A 15730-nucleotide genomic window follows, 5' to 3' on the forward strand; every position below is an offset into this window, starting at 1 on the left:
TAACCAGACATGCAGGGGATGCCGCCCGTTTTGATCAACAACGGGCGGCGTTCAAGGTGATCAGCGACAGTCGTCGGCTGCGCCGGTGGGCGGCGTGGCTGCTTCGGCGTGGCGGCCGAGCATGCGCTTGGCGATCCCGCGCAGGATGTTGACTTCTTCAGCCTCCAACTGCGTGCGGGCAAACAGACGTCGCAGGCGCGGCATCAGCTTTTTCGGCTGGGCGGGGTCGAGAAAGCCAATCTCAACAAGACCCTGCTCCAGATGTTCGAACATTCCGTCGATCTGCTCGGCGGTGGCCGGCTCACCGACAAAGCCGACGCCTTCCATGCGGGTGTCCCCCGTACCGGTGCCGGCCAGCAGCGCCATACGCACTTCGTACGCAATCAACTGCACCGCCTGCGACAGGTTCAACGAGGCATACGCCGGGTTGGCAGGGATGTGCGTGACCACGTGGCAACGCTCCACCACCTCGTTGGGCAAACCAAATCGCTCGTTGCCGAAGACGAAAGCGACGGTGGTGTCCGGGGCGGCCAGCAATGCGGCCGCTTCTTCTGCAGCGGCACGCGGGCCGATGCGACGCGGCCCGAATTCGCGCGGGCGGGCGGTGAGCGCAATGGTGAGCGAGGCACCGGCCAGCGCCTCGCCAACGTCGTCGACCACGCGGGCGGCGGCCAGCACATCGTCGGCGCCGCTTGCCATGGCAACGGCATCGGCGTGGCGTTGGGCGTCGGGCTCGCGCGGGCGCACGAGCAAGAAGCTGCCGGGCTCGCCGAACCCCATCGTCTTGAGCGCACGTGCCGTGGAGCCGACATTGCCGGGATGGCTGGTCTCGACCAGCACGAAACGGCACCGCGCGGCGCGCTGGCGCAGCGTTTCCGGGTCGGTAGGAGTTGTGTTCGACGTGCTCATTGGCGCAATTCGCGGGGCGCCTGGGGCGGGGTTCATATACAATACGGCCACTCTTTTGACGGCGGGCAGGATCGCGAGATTGGCCCGCCGCTCGTTCTTCTACAATTCGTTGTGTTGTTTCGCCTGCGGCCGCTTCCGAAAAATCGGCGCGCCAGGCGCGGAGATCCCACATGCATCCGATGCTCAATATCGCCGTCCGGGCTGCTCGCAAGGCCGGCACCGTCATCAACCGCGCGTCCTTCGACGTCGATAGCCTGCGCACCGAGCGCAAACAACACAACGATTTCGTCACCGAAGTCGACCGCGCAGCTGAAGCGGCGATCATCGAAGTCATCAAGACTGCCTACCCCGATCACGCGATTCTAGCGGAAGAGTCCGGCCAATCCTGGGCCGACGGCGAAACCGCCAGCGAAAACGTCTGGGTGATCGACCCGCTGGACGGCACCACCAACTTCATCCACGGCTTCCCGCAATATGGCGTGTCGATCGCGCTGATGCAGCGTGGCGTCGTCACCCAGGCCGTGGTGTACGACCCGACGCGCGACGAACTCTTCACCGCCTCCAAGGGCGCCGGCGCGTTCCTGAACAACCGCCGCATCCGCGTCACGCGTCGCGACAAGCTGGCCGACTGCCTGATCGGCACCGGTTTCCCCTACCGCGATCTGGAAGGCCTGTACGACTACACCCGCCTGTTTGCGACCATGACGGAAAACTGCGCCGGCCTGCGTCGCCCAGGCGCCGCCGCGCTTGACCTCGCCTACGTCGCCTGCGGCCGCCTCGATGGTTTCTTCGAGCAGGGCCTGAGCAAGTGGGACATGGCAGCCGGCTCGCTGCTCGTGACGGAATCGGGCGGTCTGGTGGGCAACTACACCGGCGAATCGGGCTACCTTGACCAGGGCGAAATCCTGGCCGGTAATCCGAAGGCCTTCGTGCAGATGATCAAGTTCACCTCGCCGTTCTCGCGGTCGAAGGCTGAGGCTTGATCGCTGCTAACCGGTAGCTGCCAATAAAAAAGCCCGCGCGAAGCGGGCTTTTTTTCACCTTCCGGCTTACTTCTTGGCGACCGGCGGCTGATTGGGCGCAAAGCTCAACGACGGAAGTTCGGCCTGTGCCTTTTCCGGTGTTTCAAGCTCCGGCACCACGCGACCGACAATCAGACCCAGCGACGGCGACGTGCGCACGTACTTTGTCTCACCGGCGTCCAGCGCGAAGCTCAGCGTCTTCTCGGTCTCGGTGGCCGTTGACACGACATACTTCCCAGCCGGTCGGTCAACGAAGAAGAAGCCGCCCGGTTTGGATTGACCGACCACTTCGTTGTTCAGCTTGATGTCCGGCTGCAGTGCCGCGCCCATCAGCGACGACGAGCGGAAGAAGTACACGCGTCCCTGATCCTGCTTGATCGTCGGAATCGACGAAGCCATCTCGGAATACTTCACGCCTGAGGCACAACCTGCCATCAGAACCGTGATACCGATGGCCGAAGCCAATGCGCGCAAAACTCCCTTCATTGTGATTCTCCTGTTGTGATGGATACAGCCGTGGAAAGCGGGGAGAACGCCTGCTCACCGGGCAGGTAGAACCCGACCAGACGTTGACCGGCAATGACGAGATAGGCCTCATGGACTTGTCGGCCTTCAATCGTGAAGATCGTACCGACTGGGCGGTAGACGGCACCTTGCGGCAGCGTACCGACCCGCTGCCAGTTTGAGCCGGCCGCAAGCATGCGTGTATAACCAGTCTCCAGGCGGATCTCTGTTGCCGATTTCAGTTGAATCCGCGACGGCCCGGTCCCGCTGTCGGTGGCCAGCGCGGCTGGCGCGGTAGATACCATCGGCGCGCAGGCGCCCAGGCAAGCCACGGCAATGCATGCCATAGCCCAATGCAGCATTGGCTTTCGCACAACTCCCTCCAGAATTTTCTTATCGGTACCGAGGCGGCACTCTGTGGGAAGCGATCTTAATAAGATGACGCGAGACTGGCATCCCCTCGAATGAGGTTTTTCGTGGGGGTTGCAATGCACGTTACTAACAACCGATATAAGCAACACTTAGTCGGTATGTCAGAGCCGATGCCGTCGACCCTTTCACGCTGGGCGCAGGGCGCCACCGCGGTCACACCCGCAGCTCCCCAAGCCCAGAGACAAACCCTCGCCACCCACACGGGTTTTGCGAGCCGCGCCCGTCATTCACAATGTGCTTCGCCTTCAACCGCCATCGCAAGCCATGAAAACCGCCCTCGCCCTGCGCCACGTTCCGTTCGAGCATCTCGGCATCCTGCAGCCGCTGCTGGAAGCGCGCGGCTACACGGTGCGCACCGTGGACGTGGGCGTACAACCCGTGCCGGCCGACGACATGGCCGCGGTCGATTTGCTGATCGTGCTGGGCGGGCCCATCGGCGCGTATGACGATGCAACGTATCCGTTCGTGGGCGATGAAGCCGCCGCCATCGCGCAGCGTCTGGCCGCTCGCAAGCCGTTGCTTGGTATCTGCCTGGGGGCGCAGTTGATGGCACGGGCGCTCGGTGCGGCGGTCAAGCCGATGGGCGTGAAGGAGATCGGCTTTGCGCCCATCACGCTCACGGCCGAAGGCGCAGACTCGCCGCTTGCGCCGCTGGCCGACGGCACGCCGGTGCTGCACTGGCACGGCGACCGGTACGACTTGCCGCCGGGCGCGCAACGGCTGGCATTCACGGCAGTCTGCGCAGAGCAAGCCTTCGCCATTGGCACCCACGCCCTGGGCTTGCAATTCCATCTGGAGGCAAATCTGGAGGAGCTGGAAGCGTGGTTGATCGGGCATGCGGCGGAGCTCGGTGCGGCAGGCATCGACCCACGCGCGCTGCGTGCGCAGGTGCCTGCGCTTGCGGGGCGCCTGTCGCAACGCGCACGCGAGGTCTTCAACGCCTGGCTGGATCGCGCGGAGGCTGCATGACGCTGCCCGGCCCCATCCGCATCGACGCCCTCCTCACCGGGCGCGCAGTCGACTACACGCGCCCTGGCTCGCGCAGCGCCATCGATAAGCGCCCCGTGAGCGACGTAGTGAAGGTGGACATCAACGGCATTGTCGGTGATGAGCAAGGCGATCTGCGTGTGCACGGCGGCCCCGACAAGGCAATCCACCACTACCCGTTCGACCATTACGCGGCCTGGCAAACGGACATTGGCGCGCAGCCCGTGCTCGCACAGCCCGGCGCTTTCGGCGAGAACCTGAGCACGACGGGCATCATCGAAACCGACATCTGCGTGGGTGACCGCCTGCGTGCAGGCAGCGTGGTGCTGGAAGTGTCGCAACTGCGTCAGCCGTGCTGGAAGCTCAACGACCGCTTCAACGCGCGTGACATGGCGCGCCGCGTGCAAAACACAGGGCGCACAGGTTGGTACTACCGGGTGTTGGAAGGCGGCACACTGCGCGCGGGCGATGCGCTGGAATGGCTCGAGCGCCCATGGCCACAATGGCCGCTGGCGCGTGTGCTCGACGTGCTTTACCGCAACATGCTCGATCATGCGGCGCTGGCCGACATGCTGACGCTGCCGCTCACGCCGTCATGGCGCAAGCTGGTGGAGGGCCGCCTCGCACGCGGCGAGGTGGAAAGCTGGGCCAAACGCATCGATGGCCCAGCGCTCGATGCCTGAATTCTCAACCGATCAGAACGTTTCCCAGTCGGCGTCGGAGCCGCCACCGGCCACGGCCAGAGGTTGCTTGCGGGCGGCAGCGGGCGCAGAAACGGCGGCGGCGGGTGCGACCGGCGCAGACGTCGCCGGCTGAGCAGCGATCTTCGGTTCACGCTTGCGCAGAGCCGCGCGCACGGGCTTGGCCGCGCCGACCGGCTTTGTCACGCCCTTGGCCGCAGGCTTGGCAGCCTTCTCAGGTTTCTGCGCGGCCATCACAGTGGTCTCTGCCCCATCCAGCCGAAACTGCGACACCACCTGCGTGAGATTCTGCGCCTGCTCTTCCAGCGACTGCGCGGCGGCGGCCGCCTGTTCGACCAGCGCAGCGTTCTGCTGCGTCACCTGCTCCATTTCCGTCACGGCTTGGCCGATCTGCAGGATGCCCTGCGTCTGCTCGACCGATGCGGAAGCAATGTCTTCAACGATATTGGCGACACGGCGTACGGCTTCCACGGTCTCGGTGATGGTCTCGCCGGCCTGCGCAACCTGCGTGTGGCCCGCTTGCACGCGCGATACCGAATCGTCGATCAGCGTCTTGATTTCCTTGGCCGCGGCAGCACTGCGCTGAGCCAGCGCGCGCACTTCGCCAGCCACCACGGCAAAGCCGCGACCCTGCTCGCCGGCGCGAGCGGCCTCCACGGCAGCGTTGAGCGCCAGGATGTTGGTCTGGAACGCAATGCCATCAATCACGCCGATGATGTCGGCCATCTTGCGCGAGCCCGCGCTGATGTCATCCATGGTGGCCACCACGCCGCGCACCACGTCGCCGCCGCGCGAAGCCAGGTCTGCTGCGTTTGACGCCAGCGCGCTGGCCTGACGGGCGTTCTCGGAGTTGTTGGTCACGGTGGAGGTCATCTGCTCCATGCTCGCGGCAGTCTTCTCCAGCGAGGCCGACTGCTGCTCGGTACGCGTGGACAGATCGAGGTTGCCGCTGGCGATTTCGTGCGCGCCGGTGTTGACCGAATCCGAGCTGTTGCGCACCTGGCGCACGGTGTTCACTAGGCTCTCGCGCATGCGGCCCACGGCGGCCAGCAGCCGGCCGAGTTCATTGCGACCACCCGTTTTGACATGGACGGCCAGATCGCCTTCTGCCACACCGCTCAGCACGGTCACGGCTTCGTTGAGCGGCGTGATCACGAAAGCCTTGAGCCCGTAGAACACTGCCACGATCAATGCGAGCGCCATGGCAATACCGAGCGCCACAAACTTGAGGATCGTTTCATAGCGCGCGCGGCCATTGTCGGCCTCGTCCTTGGCCAGCTTCTTGACGAGCTGCTGGAAATTCTCGATCTGCACCGACCACGCCGCACCGGTATCGGTCACGTCCTTGTAGTTGATCGGGGCATAGGCTGCGGCATCACCGGCGCGCAAGGCCGCGAGAGCGCGCTGCACGGCTTCGATGTGCGTCTGTGCGGCCTGGACGATCGCCTGGTGCAGCGAATCGTCAACACCTTCGATAGGCGGCGCATTCTTGAATGATTCCACCTGTGCGATGGACTTCTTCAGGCCTTTCTCGGAGCTGGCAAGCGCTGCCGTCTTGGCCGCCTCATCCATGTTCTCGCGCAGAACGCTGTACAGGCGCGACATGCCGGTGCGCGCACGCTGCATGTCCTTGTACGCGTCATTCAACAGCATGCTGCGGTCGGAAATCTCGTGCACGCGCTCGGTGGCAGCGTTGGTGGTGCGCAAGGCCAGCACACCCACCGCCGCCCCGACCACGATCATCAGTGCAAAGGTGATCAGAATCGCCAGCAGGCCAGCGCGTACGCTGGTGTTCTTCAAAATGCGGTCCATCTTGTCTCCGGAATCCGGGCAGGCAAGCACGCGATTGCGTGCGTCAAATCAACGAGGTGAAAGTCAATCGCGGATCAGAACGTTTCCCAGTCCGAATCGTCTCCGGCGGCCACCAGCGGCTTCGCTTTGGTCAGGCTTGCCGGTATGACTGCCGGTGCGGGCGCACTCTTCTCGGCTCGGGCGACCGGCTTGGCCGCCGCCTTGCGCAGCACAGGCGGCTTGCGCGAGGTCAGCCTGGGCTTGGCGGCATCGGTGCTCGGCTTGGCGGCATCGCGGCGCGGTGCTTCGCCCTTGGGTGCTACCGGCGCTGCAATTGCGACCGGCTTGACCGGCGCAACAACCGGCTCAACCTTGGCCACCATGGTCGGAGCGCGCAGCGCGTGCGCATCGAGGCGGAATTGCGCCACCACCTGCGTCAGGCTCACCGCCTGCTCTTCGAGCGATTGCGCGGCCGCGGCGGCTTCCTCGACCAGCGCGGCGTTCTGCTGCGTGGCGTCGTCAAGCTGCGTGACGGCGTGGCTCACTTCTTCAATACCCGAGCGCTGTTCCTGGCTCGCGGACGAAATCTCGCCAACGATGTCAGTCACGCGCTTCACGCTCGCAACAATCTCGCGCATGGTCGTGCCGGCCTCTTCCACCAGCGCGCTGCCCGCATCCACGTTGACGACGGAATTGTCGATGAGCGCCTTGATCTCCTTGGCGGCAGCGGCACTGCGCTGCGCAAGGCTGCGCACTTCACCGGCCACCACGGCAAAGCCGCGGCCCTGCTCGCCGGCGCGGGCGGCTTCCACCGCGGCATTCAGCGCGAGGATGTTGGTCTGGAAAGCGATGCCATCGATCACGCCGATGATGTCGACGATCTTGCGCGACGATGCGTTGATCGAGCCCATGGTTTCCACCACGCGCGTCACCACATCGCCGCCGCGCACGGCCACATCCGAAGCGGACGCGGCCAGTTGGTTGGCCTGCTGGGCGTTGTCGGCGTTCTGCTGCACGGTCGACATCAACTGCTCCATGGCCGAAGCCGTTTCTTCCAGCGAGCTGGCCTGCTGTTCGGTGCGCGACGACAGATCGAGGTTGCCGCTGGCGATCTCGCGCGTGGCGGTGCCGATGGTTTCCGAGGCGCCCTTGATGCGGCCGATGGTCTGCACCAGCGCGCCGCGCATGCGGCTCATCGCGTAGAGCAGGCTGTGGTTGTCATCGGCACGGGTGGCGATCTCGACCGTCAGGTCGCCACCGGCGATGCGGGTGGCTACATCGGCTGCATAGGCAGGGTCGCCGCCAAGCGTGCGCTGCAGGCTGCGGTTCGCGACGCCGCCCAGCAGCAACAGCAAACCACCCACCAGCACCAGCAGGCCGCCAGTCTGGTACAGCGAAGTCATAAACGCGGCGTTGATGTCATCCATGTAGACGCCGGTCGAGAAGACCCAGTCCCAGGGCTCGTAGCGCATCGCGAAAGCCGTCTTGGGCACCGGCTCCGTGCCACCGACTTTCGGCCACACATAGCTGGTAAATCCGCCCTTCGGGTCTTTGGCAGCGTTGGTCAAGCCCACGTAGACGGCATTGCCCTGCGCATCCTTGAAGCCGGATTGATCCTTGCCGATGAACTCAGGCTTGATCGGGTGCATAACCACCACGTTGTTGGAGCTGGTGATGGTGAAGTAACCGTCCTTGTCGTAGCGCAGCGCCTTGAAGCGGTCGAGCGCCTCCTTCTGCGCGGCGTCTTTGCTCAACGTGCCGTTCTTGGTCAGATCGTCGTACTGCTTGACCAGGTTCATGGCCATGGTCGTCACGCTGACGAGGTTGTTCTTGCGCTCCTCCACGCGGATCTCGCGCGCCTGATACGCGTTGAATACCGAGATCAAGGTCAGCGCGACGAGGCTGATGACCAGCGGCAGCCAAAGCTTTTGGCGAAAGCTGAGCTTGCTCATTCCAGAGTCTCCGGATGTGGAACCGCCAAGCGCCATTTGCGCAAACGCGTTCCCACTATGGTTTTAGGGGTCCGGATGGTCTATCGGCAGGCAGACCGCCAATCTTGAGGGGAGCGCCCCCACCCGAGCGGCGACGGCGCTGCATTTACGCCCTAGCAGAGCGGCCGCCGCCGGCAGCGATCTTTGCAAATGGCGCCACATTAGGCAGAATTCTCTTGATTTGGAATTGACAATCGACAATGAAAACCACGCTCGAAGAACTGCTCGCCTTTCGCACCGTGGTCGATACGGGCTCCGTCACGGCGGCCGCCGAGCAGCTCGGGCAGACCGTGTCGGGCGTGAGCCGCGCGCTGCGCCGCCTGGAAGAGAAGCTGGACACCACCCTGCTCTCGCGCACCACGCGGCGGCTGGCGCTCACGGACGAAGGCGCGACATTTCTGGCGCAGGCACGCAGCATCCTCGCCGCCGTCGACGAAGCGGAGGAGCAGATCGCCCTGCGCCGCCAACAGCCCGCCGGACGCCTGCGCATCAACGCTGCCATGCCGTTCATGCTGCATGTGGTGGCGCCGCTGGTGCCGGACTTCCGCGCGCAGTATCCGCAGATTGACCTGGAGCTGAACACCAATGACCTGATCATCGATCTGCTGGAAGAAGACACCGACGTGGCGATCCGCATCGGCACGCTGCGCGATTCCACCCTGCGCGCGCGCCTGCTCGGCACGCGGCGACTGCGCGTGCTGGCGAGCCCCGCTTATCTGAAAGCGCACGGCCGGCCCCGCAACGTGGACGACCTGCAGAAACACGCCCTGCTCGGTTTCGTGCAGCCGGAATCGCTGAACCTGTGGCCCCTGCGCGGCACGCACGGCGACCGACTGCGTGTCGAACCCACGCTCAAGGCCTCAAGCGGCGAAACCTTGCGCCAGCTCGCACTGCAAGGCACGGGCATCGTCTGCCTGGCCGATTTCATGACCGCTGAAGACCGGCGCACCGGCGATCTCGTGCAGGTGCTTCCGGACGCCACGGTGGAGGTGCTGCAGCCAATTCACGCGGTGTACTACCGCAACACGCAGTTGGCTTCGCGGATTGCGTGCTTTCTCGACTTTCTGGAAGCCCGGCTCGCCGACGATGTGCGGTGATGCGGCATCGCGGGTGTGCAACAATTGCGCGATTCAACACCTTCCGCGCGCGACCCAATCCGATCTGAGCGGGTCGCACGCCGCGCTTTAGTACTCATTGCACCGCATGGCTGAACACTCCGCTCCTGTTCTGGAGATCGACCCGAAATACGGCCCCTTCGACAAGCACACCCCGATGATGCAGCAGTATTTACGGCTGAAATTGGGGCATCCGAACACGCTTGTCTTCTATCGCATGGGCGACTTCTACGAGCTCTTCTTCGAAGATGCCGAAAAAGCCTCGCGCCTGCTCGATATCACGCTCACCGCACGCGGCAGTTCCAACGGGCACCCGATCCGAATGGCCGGTATCCCGTTCCACGCTGCCGAACAATACCTCGCCAAGCTGGTTAAGCTGGGCGAATCCGTTGCCATCTGCGAACAGATCGGGGACCCTGCCACGACCAAGGGACCGGTCGAGCGCAAGGTCGTACGTGTCGTCACACCCGGCACGTTGACGGACGCCGCGCTGCTCTCCGACAAGGTCAACAACCACCTGCTGGCCATCGCGCACCTGCCGGGCAAGCGTGGCACCGCACCGCTGATCGGTCTGGCCTGGCTTAACCTTGTCGGCGGCGAACTGCGCGTGATGGAGTGCAGCCCCGACCAACTCGACCGCGAACTCGAACGCATCCGCCCCGCCGAAGTGCTGGCCGACGATGCGACGCTCAACACCATCCAGGTGGATGTTGCCCGCACGCGCCTGCCCGATTGGCACTTCGACGTGGAAGCCGGCACCCGCCGCCTGCGCGAACAACTCGGCGTAGCAAGCCTCGTTGCTTTCGGTGCGGAAACGTTGACGGCCGCGCTCGCTGCTGCAGGCGCACTGCTGAATTACGCAGCAGCCACGCAGGGCCAATCGCTGCGTCACGTGATAGGCCTGACCGTCGAGCATGAGAGCGAATTCATCGGCCTGGATACCGCCACGCGCCGCAATCTGGAGCTGACCGAAACGCTGCGCGGGCAGGAATCGCCGACGCTGTTCTCGCTGCTGGACACCTGCGCGACGAGCATGGGCAGCCGCCTGCTGCGCCACTGGCTGCATCATCCGCTGCGGGATCGCGCAGTGCCGCAAGCACGGCAGCAGGCGATCGAAGTGCTGCTCGGCAGCGATTGGCAAACGTTGCGTGCAACGCTGCGCACGCTGTCGGATGTGGAGCGCATTACCGGGCGACTGGCGCTGCTGTCGGCGCGCCCGCGGGATCTGTCTTCGTTGCGCGATACGCTCGCGCGCCTGCCTGAGATTCGCGAAGAGCTACCGCAAAGCGATGCTGCCCCGCTGCTTGCCGATCTGTACGCCGCGCTCAGCCTGCCCGAAGACGCCCACGCCTTGCTCCAGAGCGCCGTGATGGCAGAGCCGGCGGCGATGGTGCGCGACGGCGGCGTCATCGCCCGCGGCTACGACGCCGACCTCGATGAGCTGCGCGACATCTCTGAAAACTGCGGCCAGTTCCTCGTCGATCTGGAAGCCCGCGAGCGCGAGCGCACCGGCATCGCCAACCTTCGCGTCGAATACAACCGCGTGCACGGCTTCTACATCGAAGTCACCAATGGCCAAGCTGCCAAGGTGCCCGACGATTACCGCCGCCGCCAGACGCTGAAGAACGCCGAGCGCTACATCACGCCCGAGCTGAAGGCGTTTGAAGACAAGGCCTTGTCAGCGCAGGACCGCGCGCTGTCGCGCGAAAAGCTCCTCTACGAAGAACTGCTGCAGAAGCTGCTGCCGCATCTGGCCGAGTTCAAGCGCATTGCCGCCGCACTAGCGCAGGCCGATGTGCTCGCAACGCTCGCAGAGCGTGCGCATGCGCTATCGTGGTCCCGCCCCATGCTGACGGATGCACCCGGCATTGAACTGACGCGCGCACGCCATCCCGTGGTCGAACAACAAGTCGAACAGTTCGTCGCCAACGACTGCGTGCTGCAGGACGCGCGCAAGCTAGTGCTGATCACGGGCCCGAACATGGGGGGTAAATCGACCTTCATGCGGCAGACCGCGCTGGTCGTGCTGCTCGCCTACGTGGGCGCATTTGTGCCGGCGGAAGCCGCGGCCATCGGACCGATCGACCGCATCTTCACGCGCATCGGGGCGGCCGACGATCTGGCGGGCGGTCGTTCGACCTTCATGGTCGAAATGACCGAAGCCGCTGCCATCCTGCACCGCGCCACACCAAATAGCCTGGTGCTGATGGACGAAATCGGGCGAGGCACAAGCACGTTTGATGGCTTGGCGCTTGCCTGGGCGATTGCGCGCCACTTGCTGTCGCACAATCGCAGCCACACACTGTTCGCCACGCACTATTTCGAGCTGACGCAACTGCCGCAAGAATTTGCGCAGGCTGCCAACGTACACCTGTCCGCAGTCGAACATGGCGACGGCATTGTTTTCCTGCATGCCGTGCAGGACGGTCCGGCAAGCCAGAGTTACGGCCTGCAGGTCGCGCAGTTGGCGGGCGTGCCGCAGCCGGTCATTCGCGCCGCACGCAAACGGCTCGCATGGCTGGAGCAGCATTCCGCAGACACCGGCGCCACGCCCCAGCTCGACCTGTTCGCACTCGCCGCCGATGCGCCCATCGACGACGAAGACGATGCCAACGCCGAAGCGACGGCCAACGCCAACGCGCTGACAGATGCGCTAGCCGGGATCGATCCCGACGACATGACGCCGCGTGAAGCGCTCGATGCGTTGTATCGCCTCAAGGCGCTGACGAGCCCGTCCGCCTGATTCCGATGATCCGGCCCGGCGCAGTTTCCCGCACGCTTCAATGCATTGCCATGACCTTGGCGATGCTGCTGCCGGTGGCTGTACCGGCGGCGCCCAAAGGCGCAAAGCCTGCAACTGACGCGCCGGCAGCTTTCACCTTTACGGTGATCGGCAACGTGCCCGAGCGCGCCGAAGATGTTGCCCCCGCGCGCGCGCTGCTGGACGCCATCGACGCCGAACACCCTGCCTTTGTCGTCCACCTGGGCAACCTCAAGGGCCGCGATGAATCATGCTCCGACACGCTGCTCGAAGCCCGCCATGACCTGCTCGACAGCCTGATCGCGCCCGTCGTCTACATCCCGGGCGACCACGACTGGAGCGACTGCCAGCGCCCCGCAGCCGGCAGCTTCGACCCCGTGGAACGCCTGTTGCGCCTGCGCGAGCTGTTCTACCCCGACGACAACACGCTCGGCCAGCGCACCATGACCGTCATGCGCCAGTCCGATCAGGCCAAGTTCCGCAGCTACCGCGAAAACACGCGCTGGACGATGAACGACGTGCTATTCGTCACCCTCAACGTGCCCGGCGACAACAACAATTACAAGATCGCGGGCGGGCGCAACGGCGAATACGAAGATCGCCTAGAAGCCAATCGCCAATGGCTTGCCCGCGCCTTTGCCGTCGCACGCCAGCGCAAGATGGCCGGTGTGGTCATCATGATGCAGGCCGATCCGCTCTTCGAAGACGGCTGGGAGCGGCGCCGCGCGCCCAACCTATTCGACGGCTTGCTGCGGCGCCGCTCGCATGACGGCTACCTGGCACTCAAGCGCCAGTTGCGAACGCTCACACGCGAGTACGACGGCGCCGTCCTACTCATCCACGGCGCGAGCCAGACCTTCATGCTCGACCGCCCGCTCAGGGACGAAGACGGCCGCCCGGACTCGCACGTCATGCGCGCACGCACCTACGGTTCGCCGGTGCTCGATCGCTGGCTGGAAGTGTCTGTCACGCCAGGCCGCACGCCACTGTTCCATATCCGCAGCCGCCGCCTTGACAACACCCCCGCCCCGGCACCGGAAATCACGCCGGCGCCGGTGCAATAAAAAACGGGAGCCGAAGCTCCCGTTCTCGCATCTCGATGGACTTGCCGATCAGTGCAGCGTGTGCGGCTTGTCGTCGTCTTCGTCCTCATCCACCACTTCAAGACCGTTTTCACCGTGCACGTGGCCGTGCTCGATTTCTTCAGCGGTGGCTTCACGCACATCAGTCACCTTCAGGTCAAAGCGCAGCGCCATGCCGGCCAGCGGGTGATTGCCATCTAGCACGACCTTGTCTTCCGCCACGTCGGTGACGGTGTAGACAATGGCGTCTTCCTCGTCGCCATCTTCCGGCACGCCCTCGAACTGCATGCCAACTTCGAGCGGTTCCGGAAAGCGATCACGCGGCTCGATCTTGATCAGCTCTTGATCGTAGTCACCGAAGGCGTCGTCCGGTTCGAGCTGCAGTTTGGTCTCAAAGCCTTGCTCCTGGCCGTCCAGCGCTTCCTCGATCTTGGGGAACGTGCCATCATAGCCGCCGTGCAAATACACCATCGGCTCATCGGATTCCTCGATGACGTTGCCCTGCGCGTCGGACAGTTTGTAAGCGACCGACACCACCGTATTCTTCGCGATTTTCAATTGCGCACTCCATGAACGAAGTCCCATTATACGCTGCCGATGGCGGCGTCCAACCCGCTCTTCCGGCAGAGCGTCCGGCGCAACTCCTGGGCGGGTTGTCGCCACGCGATTTCATGCGCACGCACTGGCAGAAAAAACCTCTGCTGATTCGGCAGGCACTCTCGCCCGAAGAGATGCGTGCGCTGCACTTTCCACTATCGCCGGAGCGTGTACTTGCCTTGGCCGAGCGCCCCGACGTCGAGTCCCGCCTGATCGCGCAATCGCGCGGGCGCTGGACGTTCAATCACGGCCCCTTCGACGAACGTCCGCTGCCCTCGCGCAAGACACGCAACTGGTCGGTGCTTGTGCAAGGCGCGAACCTCGTCGAGCCCGCGGTCGAAGCCCTCATGCAGCGTTTCCGATTCGTTCCCGACGCGCGGCTTGATGACGTGATGATCAGCTTCGCCACCGACGGCGGCGGTGTCGGCCCCCACTTCGATTCGTACGACGTGTTCCTGCTGCAAGCCCACGGCAAACGCCACTGGCGCATTTCCGCCCAGGACGATCTCACGCTCGTCCCCGATCTGCCGCTCAAAATCCTGGCCAACTTCCAGCCTGAAGAGGAATTTGTGCTCGAGCCCGGTGACATGCTGTATCTGCCCCCCCACTACGCACACGATGGCGTGGCAGAGGGCGACTGCATGACGTACTCGATCGGTTTTCGCTCACCGTCGTACCGTGAACTGGCCGGCCACTTCTTGGGCTTCCTGTCGCAAACCCTGGAAGACGACCCCAACTTCGAAGGCCGTTACGCCGACCCCGAACAAAAACCCACCGCCCGCCCCGGTGAATTACCGGCTGCCATGGTCAAGGCTCTTGCCCAGAAGCTCAACGCGCTGCGCTGGACGCCCGAACTCGTCGGTGAATTCCTCGGCGCGTACCTTTCCGAGCCCAAGGATCACGTCGACTTCGTCACGCAGCCCCGTTTGCCGCTCGCTCGCTTCACAGCCCGCGCGCGCAAGGAAGGCATCGTGCTCGACGCACGCACGCAGGCGCTGTATGACGCGCACCGCTTCTGGATCAACGGCGATACGTTCGAGCCTTCGGGAACGTTGCTTGCGTGGCTTTCCGCGTTGGCGGACGCACGTCGTGCGAGTGCTGCTACCGTCGATGCGGCGGCCGGTTTGCCGGATCTGATGGATACGCTGCATGCATGGTATGAAGAAGGCTGGCTGAGGCTGGCTGGACCCGCGAAGCGATGATTCCGCGTTGAAACAGATCGTTACAAAAGCGTCTGAATCGAACGTGCGTCAGCCCCGACTCCGCTACACAGGGTAGGTAAAGGTCGCTATAATCCGACGCTAGCTTGCAGGCCGAGCAGCCCTCGTGCGACTTGGCTGCCAGCATAGAAGAAGGTGTAGTACCTGAGCGATAATTACCGGTAATTATTCATCGCCTTTCTGTTGTCCGCTTTCCATATTCAGTTTAAGGATCGAAAAAATGAAAAAGTCTCTCCTGATCGCCTCGCTGATGGCTGCTGTGGCTCTGGCTGCTTGCGGTAAGAAGGAAGAAGCTGCTGCTCCGGCCGCTGCTCCGGAAGCTTCGGCTCCGGCCGCTGCTCCGGCTGCTTCGGCTCCGGCCGCTGCTCCGGCTGCTTCGGACGCCGCTGCTGCTCCGGCTGCTTCGGACGCTGCTGCATCGGCTCCGGCTGCTGACGCTTCGGCTCCGGCTGCCAAGCAATAATCGCGTTTCTCGCGAGACAAAAAAGCCGACCTCTGGGTCGGCTTTTTTCATGGGCGAAATCTGGCGCTGGAGCATTCGGGCAACAACTATGCGGCCCATCCGCCATTCAAAGTTGTTTCTGAATCTTACAAGCTGCTCGATTTGTCCTAGCGCAC

At 64.1% G+C, this 15730-nt stretch carries 14 protein-coding genes; 8 read left to right on the forward strand and 6 right to left on the reverse strand.

Translation table 11 applies throughout. The features are described 5' to 3' along the window. Window positions 1–60: 60 nt before the first annotated feature. Window positions 61–909: an RNA methyltransferase gene (locus tag DOD19_RS09005; protein ID WP_112185196.1), complete on the reverse strand. Its 849-nt coding sequence runs from the start codon at window positions 907–909 to the stop codon at window positions 61–63. A gap of 170 nt (window positions 910–1079) precedes the next feature. Between DOD19_RS09005 and DOD19_RS09010 the strand changes: the two genes are divergently transcribed. Beyond that, window positions 1080–1892: an inositol monophosphatase family protein gene (locus DOD19_RS09010; protein WP_009238457.1), complete on the forward strand. Its 813-nt coding sequence runs from the start codon at window positions 1080–1082 to the stop codon at window positions 1890–1892. Window positions 1893–1958: 66 nt separating this feature from the next. Here DOD19_RS09010 and DOD19_RS09015 read toward each other — a convergent pair whose 3' ends face one another. Together DOD19_RS09015 and DOD19_RS09020 are read right to left on the reverse strand one after the other, a co-directional pair. Continuing rightward, on the reverse strand, window positions 1959–2417 hold the full coding sequence (locus DOD19_RS09015) for a DUF2846 domain-containing protein (RefSeq protein ID WP_024976013.1): 459 nt from the start codon (window positions 2415–2417) through the stop codon (window positions 1959–1961). Beyond that, complete coding sequence (locus DOD19_RS09020) at window positions 2414–2809, reverse strand: hypothetical protein (RefSeq protein ID WP_024976014.1); 396 nt, start codon at window positions 2807–2809, stop codon at window positions 2414–2416. Before DOD19_RS09020 ends, DOD19_RS09015 begins: the two co-directional genes overlap by 4 nt. Before the next feature lie 322 nt (window positions 2810–3131). On the opposite strand from DOD19_RS09020, the gene DOD19_RS09025 reads away from it, so the two are divergent. Both DOD19_RS09025 and DOD19_RS09030 read left to right on the forward strand, forming a co-directional pair. Continuing rightward, window positions 3132–3836 (forward strand): glutamine amidotransferase, encoded by a 705-nt coding sequence (locus DOD19_RS09025; protein WP_024976015.1) that lies wholly within the window; start codon window positions 3132–3134, stop codon window positions 3834–3836. Continuing rightward, complete coding sequence (locus DOD19_RS09030; RefSeq protein ID WP_024976016.1) at window positions 3833–4537, forward strand: MOSC domain-containing protein; 705 nt, start codon at window positions 3833–3835, stop codon at window positions 4535–4537. The genes DOD19_RS09025 and DOD19_RS09030 overlap by 4 nt, the downstream gene beginning before the upstream one ends. Before the next feature lie 12 nt (window positions 4538–4549). On the opposite strand, the gene DOD19_RS09035 is transcribed toward DOD19_RS09030, so the two are convergent. Both DOD19_RS09035 and DOD19_RS09040 read right to left on the reverse strand, forming a co-directional pair. Further along, the gene (locus DOD19_RS09035) at window positions 4550–6367 is read right to left on the reverse strand and encodes a methyl-accepting chemotaxis protein (protein WP_112185198.1); all 1818 of its coding nucleotides are present in this window, start codon (window positions 6365–6367) and stop codon (window positions 4550–4552) included. Between the two features lie 74 nt (window positions 6368–6441). Then, a complete protein-coding gene (locus DOD19_RS09040) occupies window positions 6442–8298 on the reverse strand; it encodes a methyl-accepting chemotaxis protein (RefSeq protein ID WP_112185200.1) in 1857 nt (618 codons plus the stop codon). A 239-nt stretch (window positions 8299–8537) separates the two neighbouring features. On the opposite strand from DOD19_RS09040, the gene DOD19_RS09045 reads away from it, so the two are divergent. The 3 genes from DOD19_RS09045 to DOD19_RS09055 all read left to right on the forward strand — a co-directional run bounded on the left by DOD19_RS09045 (window position 8538) and on the right by DOD19_RS09055 (window position 13277). Next, a complete protein-coding gene (locus DOD19_RS09045; protein WP_112185202.1) occupies window positions 8538–9434 on the forward strand; it encodes a LysR family transcriptional regulator in 897 nt (298 codons plus the stop codon). A 106-nt stretch (window positions 9435–9540) separates the two neighbouring features. Further along, on the forward strand, window positions 9541–12195 hold the full coding sequence (gene mutS, locus DOD19_RS09050; RefSeq protein ID WP_112185204.1) for a DNA mismatch repair protein MutS: 2655 nt from the start codon (window positions 9541–9543) through the stop codon (window positions 12193–12195). 5 nt (window positions 12196–12200) lie between these two features. Then, on the forward strand, window positions 12201–13277 hold the full coding sequence (locus DOD19_RS09055) for a hypothetical protein (RefSeq protein ID WP_112185205.1): 1077 nt from the start codon (window positions 12201–12203) through the stop codon (window positions 13275–13277). Between the two features lie 48 nt (window positions 13278–13325). Here DOD19_RS09055 and DOD19_RS09060 read toward each other — a convergent pair whose 3' ends face one another. Further along, window positions 13326–13853: a peptidylprolyl isomerase gene (locus DOD19_RS09060; protein WP_112185207.1), complete on the reverse strand. Its 528-nt coding sequence runs from the start codon at window positions 13851–13853 to the stop codon at window positions 13326–13328. 11 nt (window positions 13854–13864) lie between these two features. On the opposite strand from DOD19_RS09060, the gene DOD19_RS09065 reads away from it, so the two are divergent. Beyond that, window positions 13865–15094 carry a cupin domain-containing protein gene (locus DOD19_RS09065; protein WP_112185209.1) on the forward strand — a complete coding sequence of 410 codons (1230 nt, stop codon included), beginning with the start codon at window positions 13865–13867 and terminating at the stop codon, window positions 15092–15094. A 238-nt stretch (window positions 15095–15332) separates the two neighbouring features. Beyond that, window positions 15333–15575, forward strand: coding sequence for a hypothetical protein (locus tag DOD19_RS09070; RefSeq protein WP_112185211.1), 243 nt, complete (start codon window positions 15333–15335; stop codon window positions 15573–15575). The last annotated feature ends 155 nt before the right edge of the window (window positions 15576–15730 follow it).

The organism is Ralstonia sp. GX3-BWBA (assembly GCF_003290055.1).
In the GTDB taxonomy this organism is placed as follows: domain Bacteria; phylum Pseudomonadota; class Gammaproteobacteria; order Burkholderiales; family Burkholderiaceae; genus Ralstonia; species Ralstonia holmesii.